Annotated in this window: 26 protein-coding genes; 18 read left to right on the forward strand and 8 right to left on the reverse strand. The window is 64.1% G+C overall.

All coding sequences use genetic code 11. The annotated features are described in order from the left end of the window. Positions 1 to 184 precede the first annotated feature (184 nt). The 3 genes from LGR44_RS17965 (at position 185) to LGR44_RS17975 (ending at position 2,553) form a co-directional block, all read left to right on the forward strand. Positions 185 to 550 (forward strand): response regulator, encoded by a 366-nt coding sequence (locus LGR44_RS17965; RefSeq protein WP_226742092.1) that lies wholly within the window; start codon positions 185 to 187, stop codon positions 548 to 550. A gap of 63 nt (positions 551 to 613) precedes the next feature. Continuing rightward, positions 614 to 1,705: a protein-glutamate methylesterase/protein-glutamine glutaminase gene (locus LGR44_RS17970; protein ID WP_226742093.1), complete on the forward strand. Its 1,092-nt coding sequence runs from the start codon at positions 614 to 616 to the stop codon at positions 1,703 to 1,705. After that, positions 1,702 to 2,553: a CheR family methyltransferase gene (locus LGR44_RS17975; protein WP_226742094.1), complete on the forward strand. Its 852-nt coding sequence runs from the start codon at positions 1,702 to 1,704 to the stop codon at positions 2,551 to 2,553. The genes LGR44_RS17970 and LGR44_RS17975 overlap by 4 nt, the downstream gene beginning before the upstream one ends. 60 nt (positions 2,554 to 2,613) lie before the next feature. On the opposite strand, the gene LGR44_RS17980 is transcribed toward LGR44_RS17975, so the two are convergent. From LGR44_RS17980 to LGR44_RS18005, 6 genes are all read right to left on the reverse strand, one after another. After that, positions 2,614 to 4,410: a DEAD/DEAH box helicase gene (locus LGR44_RS17980; protein WP_226742095.1), complete on the reverse strand. Its 1,797-nt coding sequence runs from the start codon at positions 4,408 to 4,410 to the stop codon at positions 2,614 to 2,616. 54 nt (positions 4,411 to 4,464) lie between these two features. Then, positions 4,465 to 4,779: a hypothetical protein gene (locus tag LGR44_RS17985; protein WP_226742096.1), complete on the reverse strand. Its 315-nt coding sequence runs from the start codon at positions 4,777 to 4,779 to the stop codon at positions 4,465 to 4,467. 24 nt (positions 4,780 to 4,803) lie between these two features. Further along, the gene (locus tag LGR44_RS17990; protein ID WP_226742097.1) at positions 4,804 to 5,325 is read right to left on the reverse strand and encodes a ribonuclease H family protein; all 522 of its coding nucleotides are present in this window, start codon (positions 5,323 to 5,325) and stop codon (positions 4,804 to 4,806) included. Next, the gene (locus LGR44_RS17995) at positions 5,322 to 6,155 is read right to left on the reverse strand and encodes an exonuclease domain-containing protein (protein ID WP_226742098.1); all 834 of its coding nucleotides are present in this window, start codon (positions 6,153 to 6,155) and stop codon (positions 5,322 to 5,324) included. The genes LGR44_RS17990 and LGR44_RS17995 overlap by 4 nt, the downstream gene beginning before the upstream one ends. A 112-nt stretch (positions 6,156 to 6,267) precedes the next feature. Beyond that, positions 6,268 to 7,128, reverse strand: a complete 861-nt coding sequence (gene dapF, locus LGR44_RS18000) for a diaminopimelate epimerase (protein ID WP_226742099.1) — start codon at positions 7,126 to 7,128, stop codon at positions 6,268 to 6,270. Positions 7,129 to 7,282: 154 nt separating this feature from the next. Next, positions 7,283 to 8,065, reverse strand: a complete 783-nt coding sequence (locus LGR44_RS18005; RefSeq protein WP_404809949.1) for an IclR family transcriptional regulator — start codon at positions 8,063 to 8,065, stop codon at positions 7,283 to 7,285. 177 nt (positions 8,066 to 8,242) lie between these two features. On the opposite strand from LGR44_RS18005, the gene LGR44_RS18010 reads away from it, so the two are divergent. From LGR44_RS18010 to LGR44_RS18070, 13 genes are all read left to right on the forward strand, one after another. Beyond that, positions 8,243 to 9,415 (forward strand): ABC transporter substrate-binding protein, encoded by a 1,173-nt coding sequence (locus tag LGR44_RS18010; RefSeq protein ID WP_226742234.1) that lies wholly within the window; start codon positions 8,243 to 8,245, stop codon positions 9,413 to 9,415. 92 nt (positions 9,416 to 9,507) lie between these two features. Beyond that, positions 9,508 to 10,371 (forward strand): branched-chain amino acid ABC transporter permease, encoded by an 864-nt coding sequence (locus LGR44_RS18015; RefSeq protein ID WP_226742100.1) that lies wholly within the window; start codon positions 9,508 to 9,510, stop codon positions 10,369 to 10,371. A 10-nt stretch (positions 10,372 to 10,381) separates the two neighbouring features. Further along, positions 10,382 to 11,386, forward strand: coding sequence for a branched-chain amino acid ABC transporter permease (locus LGR44_RS18020; RefSeq protein WP_226742101.1), 1,005 nt, complete (start codon positions 10,382 to 10,384; stop codon positions 11,384 to 11,386). Beyond that, positions 11,383 to 12,147, forward strand: coding sequence for an ABC transporter ATP-binding protein (locus LGR44_RS18025; RefSeq protein WP_226742102.1), 765 nt, complete (start codon positions 11,383 to 11,385; stop codon positions 12,145 to 12,147). Before LGR44_RS18020 ends, LGR44_RS18025 begins: the two co-directional genes overlap by 4 nt. Continuing rightward, positions 12,128 to 12,844: an ABC transporter ATP-binding protein gene (locus LGR44_RS18030; RefSeq protein WP_226742103.1), complete on the forward strand. Its 717-nt coding sequence runs from the start codon at positions 12,128 to 12,130 to the stop codon at positions 12,842 to 12,844. The genes LGR44_RS18025 and LGR44_RS18030 overlap by 20 nt, the downstream gene beginning before the upstream one ends. 8 nt (positions 12,845 to 12,852) lie before the next feature. After that, positions 12,853 to 13,647, forward strand: a complete 795-nt coding sequence (pcaD, locus tag LGR44_RS18035) for a 3-oxoadipate enol-lactonase (RefSeq protein WP_226742104.1) — start codon at positions 12,853 to 12,855, stop codon at positions 13,645 to 13,647. Then, a complete protein-coding gene (gene pcaC, locus LGR44_RS18040; RefSeq protein ID WP_226742105.1) occupies positions 13,640 to 14,041 on the forward strand; it encodes a 4-carboxymuconolactone decarboxylase in 402 nt (133 codons plus the stop codon). Before pcaD ends, pcaC begins: the two co-directional genes overlap by 8 nt. Before the next feature lie 57 nt (positions 14,042 to 14,098). Beyond that, the gene (gene pcaH, locus LGR44_RS18045) at positions 14,099 to 14,824 is read left to right on the forward strand and encodes a protocatechuate 3,4-dioxygenase subunit beta (RefSeq protein ID WP_226742106.1); all 726 of its coding nucleotides are present in this window, start codon (positions 14,099 to 14,101) and stop codon (positions 14,822 to 14,824) included. Next, a complete protein-coding gene (gene pcaG / locus LGR44_RS18050; protein WP_226742107.1) occupies positions 14,824 to 15,450 on the forward strand; it encodes a protocatechuate 3,4-dioxygenase subunit alpha in 627 nt (208 codons plus the stop codon). The genes pcaH and pcaG overlap by 1 nt, the downstream gene beginning before the upstream one ends. Before the next feature lie 20 nt (positions 15,451 to 15,470). Beyond that, the gene (locus LGR44_RS18055; RefSeq protein ID WP_226742108.1) at positions 15,471 to 16,316 is read left to right on the forward strand and encodes a CoA transferase subunit A; all 846 of its coding nucleotides are present in this window, start codon (positions 15,471 to 15,473) and stop codon (positions 16,314 to 16,316) included. Between the two features lie 11 nt (positions 16,317 to 16,327). Next, the gene (locus LGR44_RS18060; protein WP_226742109.1) at positions 16,328 to 17,107 is read left to right on the forward strand and encodes a CoA-transferase subunit beta; all 780 of its coding nucleotides are present in this window, start codon (positions 16,328 to 16,330) and stop codon (positions 17,105 to 17,107) included. Positions 17,108 to 17,109: 2 nt separating this feature from the next. Then, positions 17,110 to 18,315 (forward strand): 3-oxoadipyl-CoA thiolase, encoded by a 1,206-nt coding sequence (gene pcaF, locus LGR44_RS18065; protein WP_226742110.1) that lies wholly within the window; start codon positions 17,110 to 17,112, stop codon positions 18,313 to 18,315. 21 nt (positions 18,316 to 18,336) lie between these two features. Next, the gene (locus LGR44_RS18070; protein ID WP_226742111.1) at positions 18,337 to 19,392 is read left to right on the forward strand and encodes a 3-carboxy-cis,cis-muconate cycloisomerase; all 1,056 of its coding nucleotides are present in this window, start codon (positions 18,337 to 18,339) and stop codon (positions 19,390 to 19,392) included. Between the two features lie 8 nt (positions 19,393 to 19,400). Here LGR44_RS18070 and LGR44_RS18075 read toward each other — a convergent pair whose 3' ends face one another. After that, entirely contained in the window at positions 19,401 to 19,568 is a 168-nt protein-coding gene (locus tag LGR44_RS18075; RefSeq protein ID WP_226742112.1) for a hypothetical protein, read from the reverse strand. 47 nt (positions 19,569 to 19,615) lie between these two features. Next, positions 19,616 to 20,500 carry a helix-turn-helix domain-containing protein gene (locus LGR44_RS18080; RefSeq protein ID WP_226742113.1) on the reverse strand — a complete coding sequence of 295 codons (885 nt, stop codon included), beginning with the start codon at positions 20,498 to 20,500 and terminating at the stop codon, positions 19,616 to 19,618. A gap of 142 nt (positions 20,501 to 20,642) precedes the next feature. Between LGR44_RS18080 and pobA the strand changes: the two genes are divergently transcribed. Then, positions 20,643 to 21,812: a 4-hydroxybenzoate 3-monooxygenase gene (gene pobA, locus LGR44_RS18085; RefSeq protein ID WP_226742114.1), complete on the forward strand. Its 1,170-nt coding sequence runs from the start codon at positions 20,643 to 20,645 to the stop codon at positions 21,810 to 21,812. Between the two features lie 96 nt (positions 21,813 to 21,908). Next, the gene (locus LGR44_RS18090) at positions 21,909 to 22,781 is read left to right on the forward strand and encodes a hypothetical protein (protein WP_226742115.1); all 873 of its coding nucleotides are present in this window, start codon (positions 21,909 to 21,911) and stop codon (positions 22,779 to 22,781) included. Positions 22,782 to 22,813: the final 32 nt, after the last annotated feature.

Genomic DNA, 22,813 nt, shown 5'->3' on the forward strand with positions numbered 1-22,813 from the left:
GCGAGGTGCTCAAGCTCGATCCGGACAACCTGCAGCCCAACCCCGTGCACATGGACCCGCGCTGGGCCAGCCTGTCCCAGGGCGTCCACCAGCTCCAGTCAAAACTCCTCATCATCCTAAACGTCGATCAAGTCCTTCAATTCGATATCCAAAAAGCTGCGTAAATTTTCAGGAGTTTGAGACCATGATGCATTGCCTGGTCGTCGATGATTCCACGGTCATCCGCAAAGTCTCCCGGCGTATTCTGGAAGACATGGGGTTCCGTGTCTCCGAAGCCGAAAACGGGGAGAAGGCGCTGATTACATGCCAATCGGAAATGCCGGACGTGGTTCTGCTGGACTGGAACATGCCCGTCATGGACGGATACGAGTTCCTGACGCAGGTCCGCCAGATGCCCGGTGGAGGCGAGCCGAAGATCATCTTCTGCACCACCGAGAACGATATTGCCCACATCTCCCGCGCCCTCGAGGCCGGGGCGAACGAGTACATCATGAAGCCGTTCGACAAGGACATCGTGGCAGCCAAATTTCAGGAAGCCGGCATCATCTAGGCCACGGATGATTTCCATCCGCGGCTCCAATCCTCATCTTTGTTTTTGATCTGAGTTTCATTCATGCCTGCAGAGTCCGCCTCCCAGACACTGCCCGCCGGGTCTACGCGGACACGCGTGATGGTCGTCGACGACAGCGTGGTCGTCCGTGGCCTCGTGGCCCGATGGATCACCGAGACCGGGGCCTTCGACGTCGTCACGACCGCCGCTAACGGCCGCATTGCCGTCGACGCGCTGGAGCGCTTCGAACCCGACATCGTCCTGCTCGACCTCGAGATGCCCGAGATGGACGGCGTCGCGGCATTGCCGCTCATCCTCAAGCGCAGGCCGGGGGTCAAGGTGATCGTCGTCTCCACCCTGACCCGGCGCAATGCCGAGATCTCGGTGAAGTGCCTGTCCCTCGGCGCCGTGGACTACCTCGCCAAACCGGAGTCGCAGCGCGAAAAGTCCACCTCCGACGACTTCCGCCGCGACCTGATCGAGAAGCTGAAGACCCATGCCGGATCCCGCGCCCGTCCCGTGCGGATCGCCGCGAGCGTATCCCGCCCGACCGTGAAGCCGATCATGTCCCGACCCAAGGTTCTTCTGATCGGAGCGTCCACCGGAGGGCCGCGTGCGGTCGAGCAGGTCCTCATCGGCCTCGGCCCCGCCATTCACAGGGTTCCGGTGCTGATCGTGCAGCACATGCCGCCGATGTTCACGGCGGTGTTCGCCGATCATCTGCGCGCCCAGTTCGGCGTGCGGGCCTGCGAGCCCGCCGACGGTGAGCCGCTGGTGCCGGGAACGATCTTCATCGCACCCGGCGGGCGTCACATGGGACTCTCGGGCGGGTCAGGAAACCCGGTCATCCGCCTCGACGACGGGCCACCGGAGAACTTCTGCCGGCCGGCCGTCGATGTGCTGTTCCGCGATGCGGCCGCCATCTTCGGCAACTCCGCTCTCGCCGTCATCCTGACGGGCATGGGCTCGGACGGCACGGGCGGCTCACGGTCGATCGTTCAGGCCGGGGGCACCGTTCTCGCCCAGGACGAGGCGACCAGCACTGTGTGGGGCATGCCCGGCAGTGTGGCCAAGGCAGGGCTCGCTCAGGACATCCTTCCTCTCGAATCCATCGGCCCTGTTCTCAAGGGCCATATCACCGGGTCGACACCATGACCGAACTCGACTTCGAATTCCTACGCGGTTTCCTGAAGGCTCGATCCGGGCTCGCCTTGACGGCGGAGAAACGCTACCTCGTGGAAAGCCGCCTCAGCCCGATCTGCCGCCGTTTCGAGCTGGAAACGCTCTCGCAGATGGTGACCGTTCTCAAGAGCGGGCGGAACTCCGGTCTCGAAAAGGCCGTCGTCGAGGCCATGACGACGAACGAAACCTTCTTCTTCCGAGACAAGGGGCCCTTCGATCTCTTCAAGGACGTGCTGTTGCCGCGCTATCTCGCAGCGCGCGCCTCCACACGCCGGCTGCGCATCTGGTGCGCTGCGGCGTCGACAGGGCAGGAGCCTTACTCGCTGGCCATGTTGCTCAACGAGGCGTCGGCGCGGCTTGCCGGCTGGCATGTCGACATCGTGGCCACGGACATCTCGACCGAGGTCCTGGAGAAGGCCAAGGCCGGACTCTACAACCAGTTCGAGGTGCAGCGGGGGCTCCCGATCCAGCTTCTGGTGAAGTACTTCAAGCAGAACGGGGATCAGTGGCAGATCTCGCCGCAGATACGCGCCATGGTGGACTACCGGCCCCTCAATCTGATCAAGGAGTTTGGCCACCTCGGCACATTCGACATCATCTACTGCCGCAACGTGCTCATCTATTTCGACAAGCCCACGAAAACGGACGTGCTGCATCGCCTGGCGAACACCATGGCGCCAGACGGCGCGCTGCTCCTGGGAGCGGCGGAAACGGTGATCGGCCTGACGGAGGCTCTGTCTCCCGATCCGGTCAATCGGGGTCTCTATGCGAAGGCGGCTTCCGAAACGGCAGCTCCAATGCGCCTAACCGCTGTTCGCTGATCGGGAGGGCGGGAAGCAGCAGCCGTCGTGCCGCTTCCCCTTACCCTTCGGATGGGACGCTCAGTCCCGCTTGCGCTTCTTGGAGAACCCTTCCTTGGGCTTTTGCTTGAAGGGCGGCTTCTTGCCGCTCTTGGGACCGCGGTCCTTCGAGGGGCCGCGATCCTTCGAGCCCTTGTTCCCTTCGGCCTTTTGGTGGGGGCGATCGCCATCCGCCGGGGCGATCTGGATATCCTCGTCGTTGGTCTTGCGGGCGGCAGCGGCGAATTTCGCAGCGTGTGACTTGGCGATCTCGAACTTCGTCTCTTGATCGAAGATGCGGATGACGCCGATTTCCTTCTTGGTCACGTGCCCCAGGCGGCAGATGATGGGGACGAGCCAGCGCGGATCGGCATTGTTGCGGCGACCCACGCTCATGCGGAACCACACCATGTCCCCCGGGCTGCGGCGGTCGTCCTCTGCTCCGTCTCCACGGCGAGAACCGCGGCGACCGTCGCCCTCTTCCCTGAATTCGCGCTTTTCCCTGCGGGGACGCTCGCCTCGATCCGATCCGGAATCGAAGATCTCCTCCGGGGCCGGGAGGCGCATGCGGTAGGATCGAACCAGAGCCGCCGCAATGTCCTCAGCCGAGCGGCCCTCGAGGAGCGCCCGCGCCATCGCGAGGTCCTCCTCCGTCGACTCCTCGGAGAAGACCGGATCCTTCAGCAGCCGCTCCTGATCCTTCAGGCGGATTTCGTCGGCCGATGGCGGGCCGCCCCATGTGACATCCACACCGGCCGCATCCACAAGCCTCTCGGCCTTTCTGCGGCGGGTATAGGGAACGAGGAGGACGCAGACACCCTTCCGGCCGGCGCGGCCCGTGCGTCCGCTTCGGTGCAGGAGCGTCTCGTGGTCGTTCGGCAAATCCGCATGGATGACCAGGCCGAGATCCGGAAGATCGATGCCGCGCGCCGCGACGTCCGTTGCGACACAGACCCGCGCGCGGCCGTCGCGGAGTGCCTGAAGGGCATGGGTGCGCTCGCTCTGGCTGAGCTCGCCCGAAAGGGCGACGGCCGAGAAGCCGCGCTCCAGCAGGCTTGCCTGCAGGTGCCTGACGGCCTCGCGGGTATGGCAGAACACCATGGCGCCGCGGCTTTCGTAGAAGCGCAGCACGTTCACGACGCCGTGTTCGATCTCGTTCGGCGCGATCCTCACGGCTCTGTACTCGATGTCGCCGTGCGGCTGGTTCTGCACCAGGGTGTCGATTCGGGCAGCGTCGCGCTGGTAGCGCCGCGCCATCGCTGCGATGTTCTTCGGGATCGTCGCGGAGAAAAGGAGCGTCCGCCGTTCGGCAGGCGTCGCATCCAGGATGAATTCGAGGTCCTCGCGGAAGCCCAGATCCAGCATCTCGTCGGCTTCGTCGAGCACCACGGCCTGGAGTTTCGAGGTGTCGAGCCGGCCCCGTTCCAGATGGTCGCGCAAGCGCCCCGGAGTGCCGACCACGATGTGGCAGCCATCCGCGAGGGCGCGCTGCTCCCGGCGGACATCCATTCCGCCGACGCAGGATGCCACCCGCGCACCCGCGGGCCCGTAAAGCCAGATGAGCTCCCGGTTGACCTGCAGGGCCAGTTCACGGGTCGGGGCGATGATGAGGGCCAGGGGCTCGGCCGGCGCGCCAAACCGCTCGGCGTCGCCGAGCAGGGTGGACGCGAGGGCGAGGCCATAGGCGACGGTCTTGCCCGAGCCGGTCTGGGCGGAGACGAGAAGGTCGCGGTCCAGGACGTCGGGCTGAAGCACGGCCGCCTGGACGGGAGTGGGCTCATTGTAGCCTTTATCGGCGAGAGCGCGCTCGAGGCTGGAATTCGTTCTAGGGAAGGGCATGGGTTTGCGGCTGAACCGTTTTCTGAGGAGCAGTGGTTAGCTCCGGTAAAATCATCAGCCTGAGGCGGCGCTATCGTCTATTTCGTCGATCGAGACCAGGAAAACAACATCGATATCAAGGTCATCGTCGCCGAGGTCGTCGTCTTCGTCCTCGTCCTCTTCATCCAGAGCCTCAGTGAAAGCGTCGATTTCGTCTTCCGATGAGGCCCTGGTCGTCAAGGCAGCCGATCCGTCCCAAAGGGGGCGGCCCTCGCTCTTAAACGACATCAGGTCATCTTTGAAGCTCTCGCTGAGAAACAGTTCCCGGGCTTGATCCTCGTCCGCGTTGGTGACGGCTACGGCCTTCCCGGCGATCTCGAGCGTAATCATGGCTTTTCCTTTGTCGGGGCAGGGTCATTCCACTCCACTAACGCCCATCCCAGGAATTCGATCATTTTTGCCCGGATCCCGGAGGATTCCGCGGGCGGCGCCCTGCGCCTCCTGATAGGCCAGGGCATGGGCACGCTCGTTGTGGAGGTCGCCCGAGTGGCCCTTGACCCAGTTCCAGGTCACGGAGCGCCCGCTCAGATGAAGGGAGAGACGCTGCCAGAGGTTCTTGTTCGCGACCTTGCCGCCTTTCACGATCCGCCAGCCCCGCGACCGCCACCATGGCAGATGCCTGGTGGCTCCCATGATGACGTAGTGGCTATCACTGTAGATCTCGACCGGGATGGACGGCGGAAGGGCCTCCAGAGCCTCGACGACCCCCATGAGTTCCATCGCCGTATTGGTCGTGGCCAAGCTTCGGCCGGTGATGATGTCTTCCCGGCTTCCGAGGAGGATGATGGCTGCATAGCCGCCCGGACGCAGCCTGCCGCGGCCCATGCAGGCCCCATCGGTATAGACGACCGCGCGCTCCTCGGTCCCGTGGATCATGCCGACAGCAGCCGCCAGAATTCGTGCTCGGCCATGATCGAGATCGGATGGCCGGCCAGAAGAAGGCGCTCTGCGTCCCGTTCCTTGGAACTCTTGCCGACCCTGTTCCTGTCGTCTCCGACGCAGAGAAGGGTGGTGGTCGGCGAGACGGCGGCCGCGACCGTGAACCCGAGGGCGGCTGCGCGTCGGGCAGCCTCCTGGCGGGTTATCTGCATACGTCCGGTGAAGACGACGGTTTTGCCTGCGAAGGGGCCATCGCTTGAACCGTGCTGCAGGATCGCCCCCTGGTGCGGGCCGCGCTGCCCCATGGCGGAGACCCACTGGCTGGCCGTCCGCCCGCTCTCCGCCAAAGCTCTCCGGAAAATGTGAGCCGTTGCAATGGCATCTTCGAGAGCATCGTGGTGCTGGAACTCAATTCCGAAGTGATTGGCCAGGTTTCCGAGCGAATAGCCCTTACGGGAGAACTGGGGCCAGGTCCGGCGCACGACAGTCTGGTTGTCGAGCCAGGTCGCCTCCACGGCGGGAAGCCCGTACTTCTGACAGGCCTTCGTGATCGCCACCCTGTCGAACGATCCGTGCGTCACGATGATCTGACCTTCGAGCAGGGGCATCAGCTCGGGAAGGAGCTCGCAGAAACTGGGGCAGCCCACGACATGGTGGGGCTGAATGCCATGCACCTTGATGTTCCAGTGATCGAACCTGTCCTGCGGATCGATCAGATGGGAGATCGTCGCGGTGGTCTCGCCGCTCTCGACCTTCACGATCCCGATTTGGCAGATGGAGGCGCAATCGGGATTGGCCGTCTCCAGGTCGAGGACAAGGTAGTTCATCGGAAAAGGCTTTTTCGCTCGCGGAATTGTTCGGGCTCTAAGATGGGGCCGAGGTGTAAGGGTTTTGCGGGGCGGATGCGCATGAACGATTGTCGCAGAGGACGGCCACGGATCAAACCCAAGGAGGGAGCCGCCCGGAGAACGCGACGGCGACGGGGCCGGTCAGGGTGAGGCTCTCGTCGTCGTCGACCTCGATCCTCAGCGTCCCGCCGGGCATTTCCACCGTGATGCACCTCTCGTCGGTCAGGCCCCGGCGGCGGGCGGCAAGGACGGCGGCACAGGCGCCGCTGCCGCAGGCCTGGGTCAGGATTCCAGGGCGTTCCCAGACGACGAGGCGCAGGCGGTCCGGCCCGACGACCTCGGCGACGCCGATATTGGCACCTTCCGGTAGCATGGGATGGTTCTGCATGGGCGCCGCCCAGCGCGGAACATCGACGGCATCCCGCTGCTCCACGAAGCAGACGAGATGCGGGTTGCCTACATTGACGGCGGTCGGCTGCGAAAGCGGGCCTGAGGACAGGTCGAGCATGAGGGTGTCGGCGGGGGAGGCGAGGGGGATGCTTCGCCAGTCCCATCGGGGAGAGCCGAGGCGAAGCGTCAGTTCATTCTCCCCCGGATCGGACGCGTCGATGATCCCTCCCAAGGTTTCGAGCCGGAGGCGTTTGCCCCCGCTCTCCTTCAGAAGAAGCCATCCGACGCATCGGGTCGCGTTCAGGCAAGTCTGTGCTTCCGTGCCATCCACGTTGTAGATGCGCATGCGCGCATCTGCGCCGGCAACCGTCGGCGGCTCGACGACGAGAAGCTGGTCGCCACCCACTCCGGTATGGCGGTTGCAGATCAGGCGGATCACATCGGGAGGCGGAGCAAAGGGTTTCGTTCGTCCGTCGACAACGACGAAATCGTTGCCGAGGCCGTGCATCTTCAGAAAAGAGCGTCCGGAAAGGTCGAGCGACGCAATGGGATGGCTGAGCAAGGGGGCCTCAGGACGAGCGGACGGCAGAAACCTCAGACTGAATGTGGCCCGCTGCGCGAGTCAAGTTTGGAGCCTTCATGGATCCATGAGAGGGCCGGCTTTCCTCGATGGGATCTAATCTTCCGAGCGGCGGAAAGGCGCTCCGTCACGCCTGCTAGAACGTGTAGCGAAGCGCTTCGCTCGCCTCTCTCAGGGACGGAAGAAAGCGCTCCTCCATCTCCGCCGGGGAGGCGTGGGCCACCTGCGCGCTGATGTTCAGGGCGATCGTGACCTTGCCGTTCTTCTGGATCAGCGGAACGGCGATGGACCTCAGGCCGAATTCGAGCTCCTCGCTGACCATCGCGAAGCCCTGAGCGCGGACAGCCTCCAGGGCGGCACGCAGTTGCGTCCTATCCGTGATCGTCTTCGGGGTCCTTGGCTCGAGCCGGACCCGTTCGAGATAGGCGTCGAGCTCCGCAGGCGGCTGATAGGCGAGAATGGCCCGCCCCAGGGATGTGCAATAGGCCGGAAGCCGGCTGCCGACGCCGAGCCCTATCGACATGATGCGTCTCGTGGCGGAACGTGCGATATAGACGATCTCGTCACCGTCGAGCACGGCGGCCGAACTCGATTCCCCCGTCTGTTCGGAGATCCTTTCGAGGAAGGGCTGCAGGCGGGCGGAGTCCGACGCGGATGAGAGATAAGCGTAGCCCAATCTCAGAATGCGGGGGCTCAGGCTGAAATAGCGCCCGTCGAAATCGGCATAGTTCAGCTTGGTGAGCGTGCGCAGGTAGCGGCGTGCGCCGGCACGCGTGATCCCGGTCAGCTTGGCCACTTCCGACAGCGTCAGCCGCGGGCGGGTTCCGTCGAAGGCCTCGATCACGGCCAGGCCTTTCTCTAGGCTCGCAACGATTTCCCGGTCTCCTCCGGTGCTCTCGTCCATATCCGAATTCGCCATGAGACCTCCCGACAGAGCCTGTGCTGGACTTTGGTAGCCTTGACACCAGCTCGATATTTGTACTTCATGTTCGCTATGGTAATCAATGTTCGCAGTGCGAACAAAAGATGAGACCAAAGGCTAAGAGACCGCAGGTCCTGCCGAATAAGGCCTCTAGGGAGGAAAGACATGCCATCTATGAAGAAGCTTCTCAGTGCCGCTGCCGGCGTCCTGCTCGCGGGCTCCGTCTCCGCGGCTGCCGACACCATCAGGGTCGGCATCATCGGGCCCTTCTCCGGCCCGTTCGCCTTGCAGGGCAAGAACTTCCAGGCGGGCGTCGAGGCCTACATGGCTCTCAACGGCAAGAGCGTGAAGGGCCACGACATCGAGGTCATCTATCGCGATCTTCCGGCCGCCAACCCGGCACAATCCCGCGCCCTGGCCCAGGAGTTGGTCGTCAAGGAGAAGGTCCAGTATCTCGGCGGCGTCTATTTCACGCCGGATGCGCTGGCGATCACGCCGCTCCTCAAGCAGGCCAATACGCCGCTCGTGATCTTCAATGCGGCCACATCCGCCATCATGAACCAGTCGCCGCTCGTCGTGCGGACGTCCTTCACCACGGCTCAGACGACGACGCCTCTCGGTAAGATCGCCACCGACCGCGGCGTCAAGAAGGTGATCTCGGCCGTCAGCGATTATGGCCCGGGCGTCGATGCCGAGGCCGCATTCAAGAAATCTTTCGAGGCGGCCGGCGGGCAGGTGGTCGAGACTATCAGGATGCCGCTCAACACCACCGATTTCAGCCCGATCATGCAGCGCGTCCGCGACTCCGGCGCCGAGGCCGTGTTCGCTTTCTTGCCGTCGGGACCCACGACGCTGGGCTTCGTGAAGGCCTACAACGAGACCGGCCTCAAGCAGGCCGGCATCAAGTTCTTCGCGCCGGGCGACCTGACACAGGAATCGGACCTGCCGGCTCTCGGCGAAGGAGCCTTGGGTCTTCTCACCACCTTCCACTATGCCGTCTCGCACGACTCGCCGGAGAACAAGCGCTTCGTCGAAGCGGCGACGAAGGCCATCGGTTCGCCCGAGCAGCTCTCCTTCCCCTCCGTCGGGGCCTATGACGGGATGCACGTCATCTACAAGATGATCGAGGCTACGGATGGGAAGCAGGATGCGCAGAAGGCGGTCGACGCCGTAAAGGGCCTTGCCTGGACCAGTCCGCGCGGTCCCGTCAGCATCGATTCGGAAACCCGGCACGTGACCCAGAACATCTACCTGCGGGAAGTCGTGAAGGGGCCGGACGGCAAGCTCATCAACAAAGAGATCGAGACCTTCCCCAACCAGAAAGACCCGGGCCTCGCAACCCAGTAAGGGTGCGGTCCGAGGCTATCAGAGAGCGCGGTCTCAGCCGAGACCGCGTCTTACGCCCCATCTTCAGCCTCACGGCTGATTGAGATGCTCACATGCAGACCATCCTCAGCATCGGGATCGACGCCTTCGCGTACGGCATGGCGCTCTTCATCATCTGCATCGGCCTGTCGCTCACGATGGGCTTGATGCGGGTGGTCAATCTCGCCCACGGCGCCTTTGCGATGATCGCCGGCTACATCGCCTCCTACGCCGCCCGCGATCTCGGGCTGGGTTATGCGATTGCGATCTTCCTCGCGATCATCGGAACGATCATCCTCTCCATTCCCCTAGAGAGGTTCCTTTTCCGACGCATCTACGGCAGTTCCGAGCTCACCCAGGTGCTGATGACCATCGGCATCACTTTCTGCGTGATCGGCATCACCAACTACTTCTTCGGGCCGACCCTGAAGACCATTCCTCTCCCGGAGAGTCTGGCGCAGCCGGTCGATGTCGGCTTCAAGACAATTGCAGCCCACCGGCTCTTCGTGATGACGTGCGGGCTCGTCGTTGCCGCCGGCCTCTGGTATCTGATCGAACGGACGGCTTTCGGCATCAGGCTGCGTGCGACGGTCGACAATGCCGCCATGGCCGACGCCCTGGGGGTCCGCACACAGGTCGTCTACGCCGTCAGCTTCGCCATCGCGATCGGGCTGGCTGCCTTCGGCGGAGTCGTGGGGGCGGAGTTTCTTCCGATCGAGCCCTATTACGCTCTTCGCTATATGGTCACTTTCCTGGTGGTCGTGTCCGTGGGTGGCGCTGGGTCCATTCTTGGGGCGGTGATCGCATGTCTCGTGCTCGGCGCCGTGGACACGACAGGCCGGTATCTCATGCCCGAGTTCGGTAACTTCTTCTTCTACGCCGCCGTCATCGCGATCGTCTGCATCTTCCCGCGCGGTTTCTTCGGAAAGGCCCAGTAGCATGCCGACCATGGCCCAAACCGAGAAGCTTGCGGCGGCGCCTATCCCCGGCTCGCGGGCTGTCCGCGATGTGGTGGGCGTGATCTTGATCATCGCCGCCGGGCTCGCCGGGTTCTGGTTGTTTCCGGACAATCTGGCGCTTCTCACTCGTGTGATCGCCGTGGCGCTCCTCGTCCTCTCCATCGATCTCGTCGTCGGCTATTGCGGTGTTGCCACTCTCGGACAGGCGGCGCTCTTCGGAGCGGGGGCCTATGCTGCCGGGATTGCCTGCGTGAACGGCGTGACCGAGCCGCTGACCCTGATCCTGATCGGAGCCGTGGCGGGGGCGGTGGCGGGGCTTCTCATGGGGACGATCATGCTGAGGGCTCACGGTCTGGCGCAACTCGTTCTCTCGATTGCGATCGTGCAGCTCTTTCACGAGGCGGCCAACAAGGCCTCTGCGTACACGGGCGGCAGCGATGGACTGGCCGGCCTGATGGTGGGCCCGCTCTTCGGTGTGTTCGAGTTCGATCTCTGGGGGCAGACGGCCTATCTCTTCGGCCTTGCTCTGCTCGTCGTCATCTTCATCGTGTTGAAGTTCGTCGTCTCTTCGCCCTTCGGCATGCTGTGCCGCGGGATCAAGGAGGATCCGATCCGCATCGGCGCCATGGGAGCCTTCGTGTTCCCCGTTCTGCTCAAGATGTTCGTCATCTCAGGAGCCGTGGCTGGCATCGGCGGCGCTTTGGCGGCAATCTCCACCCAGGTCGTCGGACTGGACAGCCTCAGCTTCGAGTTGTCCGCCAATGCTCTGGTCATGCTGGTTCTCGGCGGCCTGGGAAGCCTCTATGGGGCACTCGTCGGCACCGTTATCTTCATGGGCTTCGAGCACGTGGTCTCCGCCATCAACCCCTTCCACTGGATGACGATGGTCGGGGCGTTGCTGATTGCCGTCGTGCTGGCGGCGCCGGGCGGTCTCAGCGGCCTTGCCGACAGGGTCCTTCCCTCCAGACAGCGGAATAGGGGAGGAAGAGCATGAGCGATCTCTTCCGCGTCGAAGGGCTCTCCAAATCGTTCGGCGGCCTCGCCGTCAGCCGGAACATCTCGCTCGCCATGCCGGCCGGCGAAAGGCTTGCTTTGATCGGGCCGAACGGGGCAGGCAAGACGACATTCGTCAACCTTGTCACGGGGCAGATCAGGCCGAGCGCCGGGCGCGTCGTGCTGAACGGCGAGGACGTGACGGAGCTCGGTGCCGTCCGCAGGGTTCGCCAAGGACTGGTGCGCACCTTCCAGGTCACGCGCCTCTTCTCCGACATGACTCCCGAGGAGCATATCACGCTCACCATCCTGCAGCGGGAAGGAAAGGCTGCCAGAATCCTCGCCCGCTTCCACGGCAATTCGGAAGTAGCGGAGGAAGTCGAGGGTATCCTCGGCACGCTAGGCCTCATAGAGGTTGCCCGCCGCAGGGTCGGGGAAATCGCCTACGGTCAGCAGCGGCTGCTCGAAATCGGCATTGCGCTCGCGCTCAAGCCCAAGGTGCTGCTTCTCGACGAGCCCGCGGCCGGCGTACCATCGAGCGAAACGCCGCGCATCGAACAGGCTCTGGAGCGACTTCCGCCGAGCCTCGCAGTGCTCATGATCGAGCACGACATGGATCTCGTCTTCCGGTTCGCCAAACGGGTGGTCGTGCTGGCGGCGGGCGAGATCATCTTCGAGGGACTTCCATCCGAAGTCGCGGCCAACGCAAAGGTTCGCGAGGCTTATCTGGGGAACTACGCCAATGCCCGCAGCGTCGCTTGAAGTCGAAGGATTGAGTGCCGGCTACGGCCCGACCGTGGTTCTGGAAGACCTCTCCTTCTCCGTTCCCGCAGGGTCTCGTCTCTCCATCCTGGGCCGAAACGGCATGGGCAAGACCACGCTCCTGGCGAGCCTCATGGGGATGACCCGCCGCTACAACGGGGAGATCAGGATCGACGGCATCGACGTCTCGGGTGCGAAGAGCTCGGACCGTGCGATGAAGGGCATCGGGCTCGTGCCGCAGACGCGGGACATTTTCCGCTCCTTAACGGTGGAGGAGAATCTTCTGGTCGGCATCAAGGACCGACCGCGCAGCGTGATCGAGGAAGCCTACGACATGTTCCCCCGGCTGAAGGAGCGGCGGCGCAATCTCGGCTGGCAGCTGTCCGGCGGCGAGCAGCAGATGCTGTCTACTGCCCGCACCATTCTCGGGCGCCCGTCGGTGCTTCTGCTCGACGAGCCCCTCGAAGGGCTGGCTCCCGTCATCTGCGACGAACTCATGGTCGCCTTCACGCGACTTGCGGCGAGCGGCGAGATGACGATCCTCCTCGTGGAGCAGCGGCTCGAGAGTGCTCTGGACTTCGCCGATTCCGTCATGATCCTTGAACGGGGGCGGATCGTCTGGCAGGGAACGAGCGAGACCCTGCGTTCCGATCACGACCTGGTCGAGCGCTATATCGGCGTCGGGTCCCTGCACTGAGGTTGGCTATGGCATTCGTACGCGCAAACGGGATCGTCCTCCATCACCAGGTGCTCGGCCGCGCCGGCGGTCCCACCCTCGTGTTCGTGAACTCCCTGGGCAGCGACTTCCGGATCTGGCAGGAGGTCGTGCCGGCTTTCCTCGACCGTTTCCAGGTCGTTCTCTACGACAAGCGCGGCCACGGCCTGTCCGATGCCCCTCCCGCGCCCTACACCATGGACGATCACGTCGACGATCTCCTCGCGCTTCTCGACATCCTTGGTATCGGGCGTGCGTCTCTCGTGGGATTGTCCGTGGGCGGCATGATTGCGCAGCGGATGGCGGTCCGCGTGCCCGATCGCGTTCAGTCCCTGACCCTGTGCTGCACGGCGGCCAAGATCGGTACGTCCGAAACCTGGGTGGACCGGATCGCTGCCGTCGAGAAGAACGGTCTCGAGTCGATTGTCGGCAACGTTCTGGAGCGCTGGTTCACCGCCGAATTTCGCCGCTCCCGCGCCGATGAATGCGCAGGCTGGCGCAACATGCTGGTCCGCACGCCGGTCCATGGCTATGCCGGTACCTGCGCGGCCATCCGCGATGCCGACCTGACGGTCGATGCGGGCCGGATCGCGGTGCCGACGCTCTGCGTCGCCGGAGATCAGGACGGCTCCACGCCGCCCGACATCGTGCGGCGCACGGCCGAACTCATTCCAGATGCGCGGTTCGAACTCATCGAGCCGGCAGGTCACATTCCATGCGTCGAGCAGCCCGTCGTGCTGTCCAGACTCATCGGTCAACACCTTCAGGAGGCGGGACTTGTCTGAGAAAGCGCGTAGCGAGCGGTTCGAGGCCGGAATGGCGGTTCGCCGGCAGGTCCTCGGCGACGCCCATGTGGACCGGGCCACCGCCCAGATGACCAAGTTCGACGAGGATTTCCAGACCTTCATCACGGAGGGAGCATGGGGTTCGGTCTGGTCCCGCCCGGGCTTCACCAGGCGCGAGCGGTCCATCGTCACCATCGCCCTTCTCGCCGCTCTCGGCCAGGACGAGGAGGTTGCGATGCATGTGCGGGCAACGCGCAACACCGGGGCAACCAAGGAGGACATCAAGGAGGCGCTTTTGCATGTGGCGGTCTATGCCGGCGTGCCGGCCGCCAACCACGCCTTCAAGATCGTCAAGAAGGCCTATGCCGAGATGGAAGCGGATGCCGGCCGATAGCAGGAGCGAGCCGAGCTTGCGTTCTTTGCTTCAGCACAATTTCAATGGGTAGAAAACATGGTTGATCAAGGCCCCTTCTATCATCGCGACCGGAGCTGGCATCCGCCCGCTTTCACGCCGAACTACAAGACATCCGTGCTCCGCTCGCCGCAGCAGGCGCTCCTGTCGCTCGACAACACGATTTCGGAAATGACGGGCCCTGTCTTCGGGCACGACAGGATTGGCCCGCTCGACAACGACCTCCTGCGTAACTTCGCAAAGACCGGAGACCCGATCGGTCAGCGGATCGTCGTCTATGGCCGTGTCCTCGACGAGAATGGCCGCCCCGTTCCCGGAGCCCTTCTGGAGTTCTGGCAGGCCAATGCCGGCGGCCGCTACCGGCACAAGAAGGAAACCTATCTCGCGGCCATTGATCCGAATTTCGGCGGCTGCGGACGCACGATCACGGACGAGGACGGGCGCTACTGGTTCAGAACCGTCAAGCCGGGGGCCTATCCCTGGCCGAACGGCGTCAATGACTGGCGGCCGGCCCACATCCATTTCTCGGTCTTCGGCCACGCCTTCGCACAGAGGCTGATCACCCAGATGTATTTCGAAGGGGACCCGATGATCTGGCAGGATCCCATCGTGATGACGATCCCCGACAAGGCCGGGATCGAGCAGCTGATCGCGGCGCTCGACCGGCAGAACACGCTTCCGATGGATGCGCTCGCCTACAAGTTCGACATCGTTCTGCGCGGCCGCCGCTCGACCATGTTCGAAAACCGGATGGAGGGGAACTGATGGTCCAGAAACTCGGATTCTTGAAGGAATCGCCCTCCCAAACGGCGGGGCCGTACGTCCATATCGGCACCAATCCGAACTGGGTCGAGATCACGGGGGTCTGGAAGGAAGACCTCGGCCTCGTGCTCGTGGCTCCCGAGACGAAGGGGGAGCGCGTCATCATCAAGGGGCACGTCTACGACGGTGCCGGGGATCCTCTCAAGGACGCGCTCATCGAGATCTGGCAGGCCGATGCGGAGGGGCTCTACAACAGCCCGCAGGAGCGGCGCGGACGCGCCGACCCGCATTTCGTGGGATGGGGACGCCAGCCGGCCGACGGCACGACGGGCGAGTACCGTTTCGAGACGATCAAGCCCGGCCGGGTACCCTATAGCGACGGACGCCTCATGGCGCCTCACATCACGTTCTGGATCGTGGCGCGCGGGATCAATACCGGTCTCCATACGCGCATGTATTTCAGCGATGAGGAGGCCGCCAATGCGGAATGCCCGGTTCTCGGCAGGATCGCCCACAAGGCGCGCGTGCCCACGCTGATCGCCACTCGCGGCGAGGAGAACGGGTTGCCGACCTACACCTTCGACATCCATCTGCAGGGTGAGAAGGAAACCGTTTTCTTCGATATCTGATCGTCATCTGAAAGTGTACTATGGCCAAGTTTCAAAGCCTGCAGGAAGCCGTTGCCGAGAACCTGCGCGACGGCGATACGGTCGCCTTCGAGGGTTTCACACACCTCATTCCCCATGCCGCGGCCCACGAGGTCATCCGCCAGGAGCGCAAGGACCTCACGCTGATCCGCATGACCCCTGACATCATCTACGATCAGATGGTCGGCATGGGGCTCGTCAAGAAGGTGATCTTCTCCTACGCGGGCAATCCGGGCGTCGGTCTCCTGCGCCGGATGCGCGACGCCATCGAGAACGGCTGGCCGCGCTCCATCGAAACCGAAGAACACAGCCATGCCGCTATGGCGAATGCCTACGAGGCGGGTGCTGCCGGGCTGCCCTGCGCCGTGTTCCGGGGCTATCTCGGTGCCGGTCTCAAGGAGGTCAATCCCTCCATTAAGAGCGTGACCTGTCCCTTCACCGGCGAGCAGTTGGCAGCTGTGCCCGCCCACCGGCCGGATGTCGCCTTCATCCATGCGCAGAAGGCCAGCAGGCGCGGGGACATCCTCATCGAAGGCATCGTCGGCGTGCAGAAGGAGGCGGTCCTGGCCGCCAAGCGCGCCGTGGTGACCGTCGAGGAGATCGTGGAGGATTTCGACGGGATGCACCCGAACCTGTGCATCCTTCCTCATTGGACCGTGACCTCCGTCGTGCATGTGCCGGGTGGCGCGCACCCGTCCTACGCCCACGGCTATTATGATCGTGACAACGCCGCCTATCTCGAATGGGACAAGATCTCCGCCGACCGGGATCTGTTCACCCAGTGGATGAACGAGAACGTGCTCGCTGTGGGGCCAGAGGTCTTCGCCGCTCGCGTGCAGGGACTGTGAGAGATAGAGCCATGAACGGTTTCACCCCTAACGAGATGATGACCATCGCGGCCGCCCGCGCCCTTTCCAGCGAGGATGTGTGCTTCGTCGGCATCGGCGCTCCCTCGGCCGCCTGCAACGTGGCGCGGCTGACCCACGCGCCCGACATCACCCTGATCTATGAGAGCGGCACCATCGGCACGGCTCCCGAGGTGCTTCCGCTTTCCATCGGCGACGGCGTGCTGTGCGAGACGGCGGTGTCGACCGTGTCGGTGCCCGAGATGTTCCGCTATTGGCTTCAGGGCGGGCGCATCTCCATCGGCTTCCTGGGCGCGGCGCAGCTGGACCGGTTCGGCAACATCAACACCACCGTCATCGGCGATTACCAGCACCCGAAGGTGCGCCTGCCAGGGGGCGGCGGAGCCCCCGAAATCGCGACCTCCTGCAAGGAGGTGTACATCACCATGAAGCAGTCCACCCGCGGCATGGTGGAGAAGATCGATTTCTACACGTCCTTCGGCCATGGGGAGGGCGGCGATCACCGCGAGCGTCTCGGCATCACGACCAAGGGCCCGACGCTGCTGATCACGGATCTGGCCGTTTGGAAGCCCGATCCGGAGACGAAGGAGTTCACCGTCGTGTCGATGCATCCCGGCGTGACGCGTGAGCAGGTTCAGGAGACCTGCGGCTGGAAGGTTCGCTTCGCCGACGATGTCGAGGAAACGCCTCCGCCGACGGAGCTCGAGCTCACGACCCTGCGCGAGCTGCAGGCGCGCACGGAAAAGGCCCATGGCGGCAAGAAGGGAGCCTGAGGATGCGCGAGGCTTATATCTGCGCCTATGTGCGCACCCCGATCGGCCGTTACGCCGGTTCGCTCTCGAGCGTTCGTGCCGACGATCTCGGCGCCGTCCCGCTGAAGGCCTTGATGGAGCGCTATCCGAACGTCGATTTCGAGGCGGTCGACGACGTGATCTATGGTTGCGCCAATCAGGCAGGGGAGGATAACCGCAATGTCGCCCGCATGGCGGTGCTTCTTGCAGGCCTGCCCGGCTCCGTCTCGGGCACGACCATCAACCGGTTGTGCGGGTCGGGCATCGATGCGGTCATTGCGGCTGCACGGGCCATCAAAGCGGGCGAAGCGGATCTGATGATCGCGGGTGGTGTCGAGTCCATGTCTCGTGCGCCTTTCGTCATGCCGAAGGCTGACGCGGCTTTCTCCCGAGCCACCGAGATTTACGACACCACCATCGGTTGGCGCTTCGTCAATCCGCTGATGAAGAGCCAGTACGGCATCGACTCGATGCCGGAGACCGGCGAGAACGTGGCCGAAGAGTTCCAGATCTCGCGCGCCGACCAGGATGCTTTTGCGCTGCGCTCGCAGAAGAAAGCTGCTGCGGCGCAGGAGAACGGGCGTCTTGCCAAGGAAATCGTGCCGGTCACAGTCCCTCGGCGGAAAGGGGATCCGGTGGTCGTCGACAAGGACGAGCATCCCCGTGGCGACACGACCCTGGAAGGCCTCGCCAAGCTTTCGACGCCGTTCCGCAAGGACGGATCGGTGACCGCGGGCAACGCATCCGGCGTGAACGACGGCGCTGCCGCGCTGATCATCGCCTCGGAGGAGGCCATGAGGAGGTTCGGTCTCGAACCGATTGCGCGTGTCGTCGGCGGGGCCACCGCCGGTGTCCCGCCACGCATCATGGGGATCGGTCCGGCGCCGTCCACGAAGAAGCTCTGCGCCCGCCTCGGGCTCAAGCCCTCGGATTTCGATGTGATCGAGCTGAACGAAGCCTTCGCCAGCCAGGGAATCGCCGTTCTGCGCGACCTGGGCATCCCGGAGGATGCGGATCACGTGAATCCCAATGGCGGAGCCATCGCCCTGGGGCATCCGCTAGGCATGTCCGGCGCACGCATCACTGGCACGGCCGCACTCGAGCTGAAGCTCAAGGGGAAGAAGCGCGCATTGGCGACCATGTGCGTGGGCGTGGGGCAGGGCATTTCCATCGCCCTCGAGGCTGTCTAAGCTTCGTCGATGATCGCGCCCATGCAACCGTCCTCCCTGCTCCAATCCCTCGTCGGAGACGACGAGATCGAGGCGCTTCTTTCCGGTGAGGCCGAGCTCCGGGCCATGCTTCGGGTGGAAGCGGCCCTGGCTTCGGCGGAGGCGGAGGCCGGTCTCATCGAACGAGGGGCGGCGGACCGGATCTCGGAAATCTGCGCCGTATTCGAGCCGGATTGGAAGGGACTGTCGCGTGGGCTGGCTCAGGATGGCGTTGTCGTTCCCGAGTTCGTGAGGCAGCTGCGTTCCGCAGTCGGCGAGCCTCATGCGAAATCGGTGCATGTGGGGGCAACGAGCCAGGACGTCATCGACACGGCTCTGATCCTGCGGCTCAAGAACATCATGGAGTTGTACCTGCGCCGTCTCGAACATCTCATCCAGGCGATGCAGGTGCTCAAGGTTCGCGACGGTGCCGTGCGTCTCATGGCCCATACGCGGATGCAGCAGGCACTGCCCTTCACGGCCGCCGACAAGATCGAGACCTGGCTCAGCCCCCTCGAAAGGCATCGGGAGACGCTGCAGGCGCTCATGCCGCGTCTGCTGGTGCTTCAGCTCGGCGGTCCGGTCGGCACCCGCGCCGAGCTGAAGGGGCATGGCGCTGCCATTGCCGACGCCATGGCGAGGCAGCTCGGACTCGGCTCCGTTCCCGCGTGGCATTCGCAGCGGGATCGGATCGGCGAGTTCGCCTCCTGGCTCTCTCTCCTCTCAGGGACATTGGGCAAGATCGGACAGGACGTTGCCCTGATGGCGCAGAACGAGGTGAGAGAGGTGCGCCTCGCAGTTGGCGGAGGCTCGTCCGCCATGCCTCACAAGTCCAACCCGGTTTCCGCCGAGGTGCTCGTCACGCTCGCCCGCTTCAATGCAGGCCTGCTCGGCACGCTCCATCAGGCCCTCGTCCACGAAAATGAGCGCTCGGGAGCCGCCTGGACCCTTGAATGGCTCGTGCTGCCTCAGATGCTGGTGGCGTGCGGGGCAGGCCTGAACATGGCCCGGGGGCTCATCGAGGGACTCACGTTCCTGCCGTCGGAAACCGGAAGATAGCCGGCGCGTCAGGCGTCGCCGACGATCACGGTGATTTTCCCGCTGCCGCCGCAATCCGGACAGGCTTTACGCCCGACCTCGCCGGAGCCGTTGCAGGTGGGGCAGATGTCGTCGCCGGTCTGCGCCGTTCCAGGCACATCCTCGTCGCCGGGGTTTTTCCGTTTCGTGTCAGCCATCGGCATTCTCCTCAACTCCTGGGGAACGCGGGGAGGGGCGGGACGGTTCAGGCCGCCGTGCTTCGCTGGCGATGGCGGAATTCGAGCGGCGAAAGACCGGTGCGATTTTTGAAGAAACGCGTGAAGTAGGCCGGGTCGTCGAATGCCAGTGCCAGTGCAATCTCCTTAGCGCTCAGGGAGCTGAAGGTCAGGTACCGTTTCGCCTCGATGACGATCCGCTGGTGGATGATGCCCAAGGCCGTGTCGCCGAGATGCTCCCGGCAGATGCGGTTGAGGTGGGTCGGGGTGACGCCGAGCCTGCGGGCGTAGGTGTCGAGCGGCTGATGGGTGCGATAATCCCGATCGACGAGTTGGCGGAAGCGCAGGGCGTGCTGGAGCGACCGGCTGCCTGGGCCATGGGAGGTTTGGAGCGCTAGGCCGCTCATTCGATGGACTGCGATGAGCACAAGCGCAAGGCGGGCCTCGATCGCTCCGAGGCGGCATGGGGCCTGAGCCTCGAATTCGGTAGCGATTTCCGCAATGTCCGCAGCGATGGACCGGGCCATCGTCGGGTGCTCGGACAGCGGCAGGAGCTGCACCTCGCGGAAGCTGTTCTCGGTTCCGCCTGCGGATCGAAGGACATGGGGCAGACGTCCCTCGAACAGGGTCAGCACGGTACCTTCCACATCGGGTGAGAATGTGTAGCCGTGCACCACCATGGCGGGCAATGTGACGATGCAGGGGGCATCGAGACGGTTGCGCCTCCCGTCGAGGACGAGTTCCGCTTGGCCGCATTCCAAGTGGAGGATCTGGAAAAGACTTTCGTGTCGGTGCGGCTGGATCTCGTAATTGTGCAAGCGGCTGCGCGCCTGGATCGTTTCGCAATGGATCCAGTCCGACTGCGTATCCTCCTTGAATTCTCCATAGAGTGAGTAGGTTGGAATGCCTGCCATCGAAAAGCGCCGGTCCTGGGAAATTCGGAGTGAGATGTCCGAATTGTCCAGGTCTTTGCGCGGATTGTCCATTGGCCGATGGAGGCCTCCCGCGCATCTTCCTGCCATATGAGATGCGGCCTGAGCCGCCGGGAGGAGACGCATGCGCACCAAGGTTGTCATCATCGGCGCCGGCCCGGCTGGCCTTCTGCTGGGGCGTCTGCTCGAAAACCAGGGCATCGAGACCGTCATCCTGGAGCGCCGCAGCCGGGATTACGTGCTGGGCCGCATCCGTGCCGGCGTTCTCGAACAGGGAACCGTCGAGCTGCTGGAGCAGGCAGGCGTCAGCGGGAGAATGCAGGCGGAGGGCCTGATCCACGATGGGGTCGAGCTCTCCTTCGATGGAGACGCGCACCGCTTCGACTTTCGTGAACTCGTCGGACGGACGGTCATGGTCTACGGGCAGACGGAGGTCACGCGCGACCTGATGCTGGCCCGCGACGCCTCGGGCGCGACGACGATCTACGAGGCCGAGAACGTCGCCCTCCACGCTTTCGACGGTGACAAGCCGCGGGTGACCTACCTGAAGGATGGAACAGAGCACGAAATCTCGTGCGATTTCATCGCCGGATGCGACGGCTACCACGGGGTGTCCCGTGCCAGCGTGCCGGAGAATGCGCTCAGGACGTTTGAACGGGTCTATCCCTTCGGCTGGCTCGGCATTCTCGTCGACCGGCCGCCGGTTGCGGACGAATTGATCTATGCCCACCACAGCCGCGGCTTCGCGCTCTGCTCCATGCGCTCTCCCACCCGCAGCCGTTACTATGTGCAGGTCTCGACGGATGAGAAGGTCGAGGATTGGTCCGACGACCGCTTCTGGGACGAGCTTCGCCGCCGCCTGAACGACGAGACCGCCGGCAGGCTCCTGACCGGCCCGTCGATCGAGAAGTCGATCGCTCCCCTGAGGAGCTTCGTGGCCGAGCCCCTCCGGTTCGGCCGCCTTTTCCTTGCCGGCGATGCCGCTCACATCGTGCCCCCGACCGGAGCGAAGGGCCTGAATCTTGCAGCCAGCGACGTCCGCTATCTCGCCGAAGCGTTGATCGAATACTATGAAGAGCGTTCGTCCGCCGGGATCGACGCCTATTCCGCCCGGGCCCTCACCAGGGTGTGGAAGGCGGAACGCTTCTCCTGGTGGATGACCTCCATCCTCCACACCTTCCCGGATACGGATGCCTTCGGGCGCAGGATGCAGAGAACCGAGTTCGACTATCTCGTCAGCTCCGAGGCGGCGTCCCGGTCCCTGGCCGAGAACTACACCGGGCTCCCCTTCTAAGGCGCAGTCGCGCGCCTCCCGAAGCCGGAGGCAGGGTGTGAACAGCGCTTGAGACCAGTATGGACAGAGCGCGACCAATATGAGACCAGTTAGGGCGTGAACGATACTCGCCCTCAATCCCGCTTCCGGTCGCTGTACCGGCAGTCCTTGCCTGGCTCCCGCATCAACGAGGACGAGGCCGGGCTGCACGGATCCTATGCCTGGATCGTCGACGGGGCGACAGGCCTCTCCGGCGGGCGGCTGACCGCCGGGGCGACCGATGCCGCCTGGCTCGCCCGCACGATCGGGCAGAAACTCGGTGGCGTCGCCTCATCCGCAGATGTGGGGGAGGTATTCGATTGGCTTGAAACAGGCGTCAGGGACGCCTTCGCCGAGGAGGCCGTTCAGACAGCCGATAGCGAGGGGCATGGTCCCTCGGCGTGCCTCGGCCTCCTGAGGGTTTGCGCAAGGGCGAACGGAAAGCTTCTCCTGGAGGGCGGGTTTCTGGGCGATGTGGTCGCTCTGGTTCCCTCCGCGAACGGTGTGGTCCGGTGGACGGACGAGCGGGCGAAGCCGTTCGAGCGGCGCACGCTGGCAGCGCTCGCCCCTGGAGGGCATGAGCCGGGACAGATTCCCGAAGCCGTCAGACGGCAGATCCTCGAGAACCGCGAACAGCTCAATCGTCCCGAAGGCTACTGGGTCGTGCATCCGACCCGTCCCTGGGCGGGTCGGGAATTGAGGTTCGAGACGGAGGCTGCTCCGGATGAGCCCATCGTCCTCGCGACGGATGGCTTCATGCGGCTTGTCGACGTGTTCGGGGCCTATTCCGATGCCTCCCTTCATGCCCGCCTTGCCGCGGGCGAAGGCGAGGATTTGATGCAGGAGTTGCGTGAACTGGAGCGGAGCGACCCCAAGGCGGGCGTCTACCCTCGTGTCAAAATCCACGATGATGCTACGGTTCTCGTGATCGCGGCCGAACCATACGGCTGAAGGGATTCCGCAAGATCCGTCCCCGGGACGGG

Source organism: Microvirga lenta (assembly GCF_020532555.1).
Lineage (GTDB): Bacteria > Pseudomonadota > Alphaproteobacteria > Rhizobiales > Beijerinckiaceae > Microvirga > Microvirga lenta.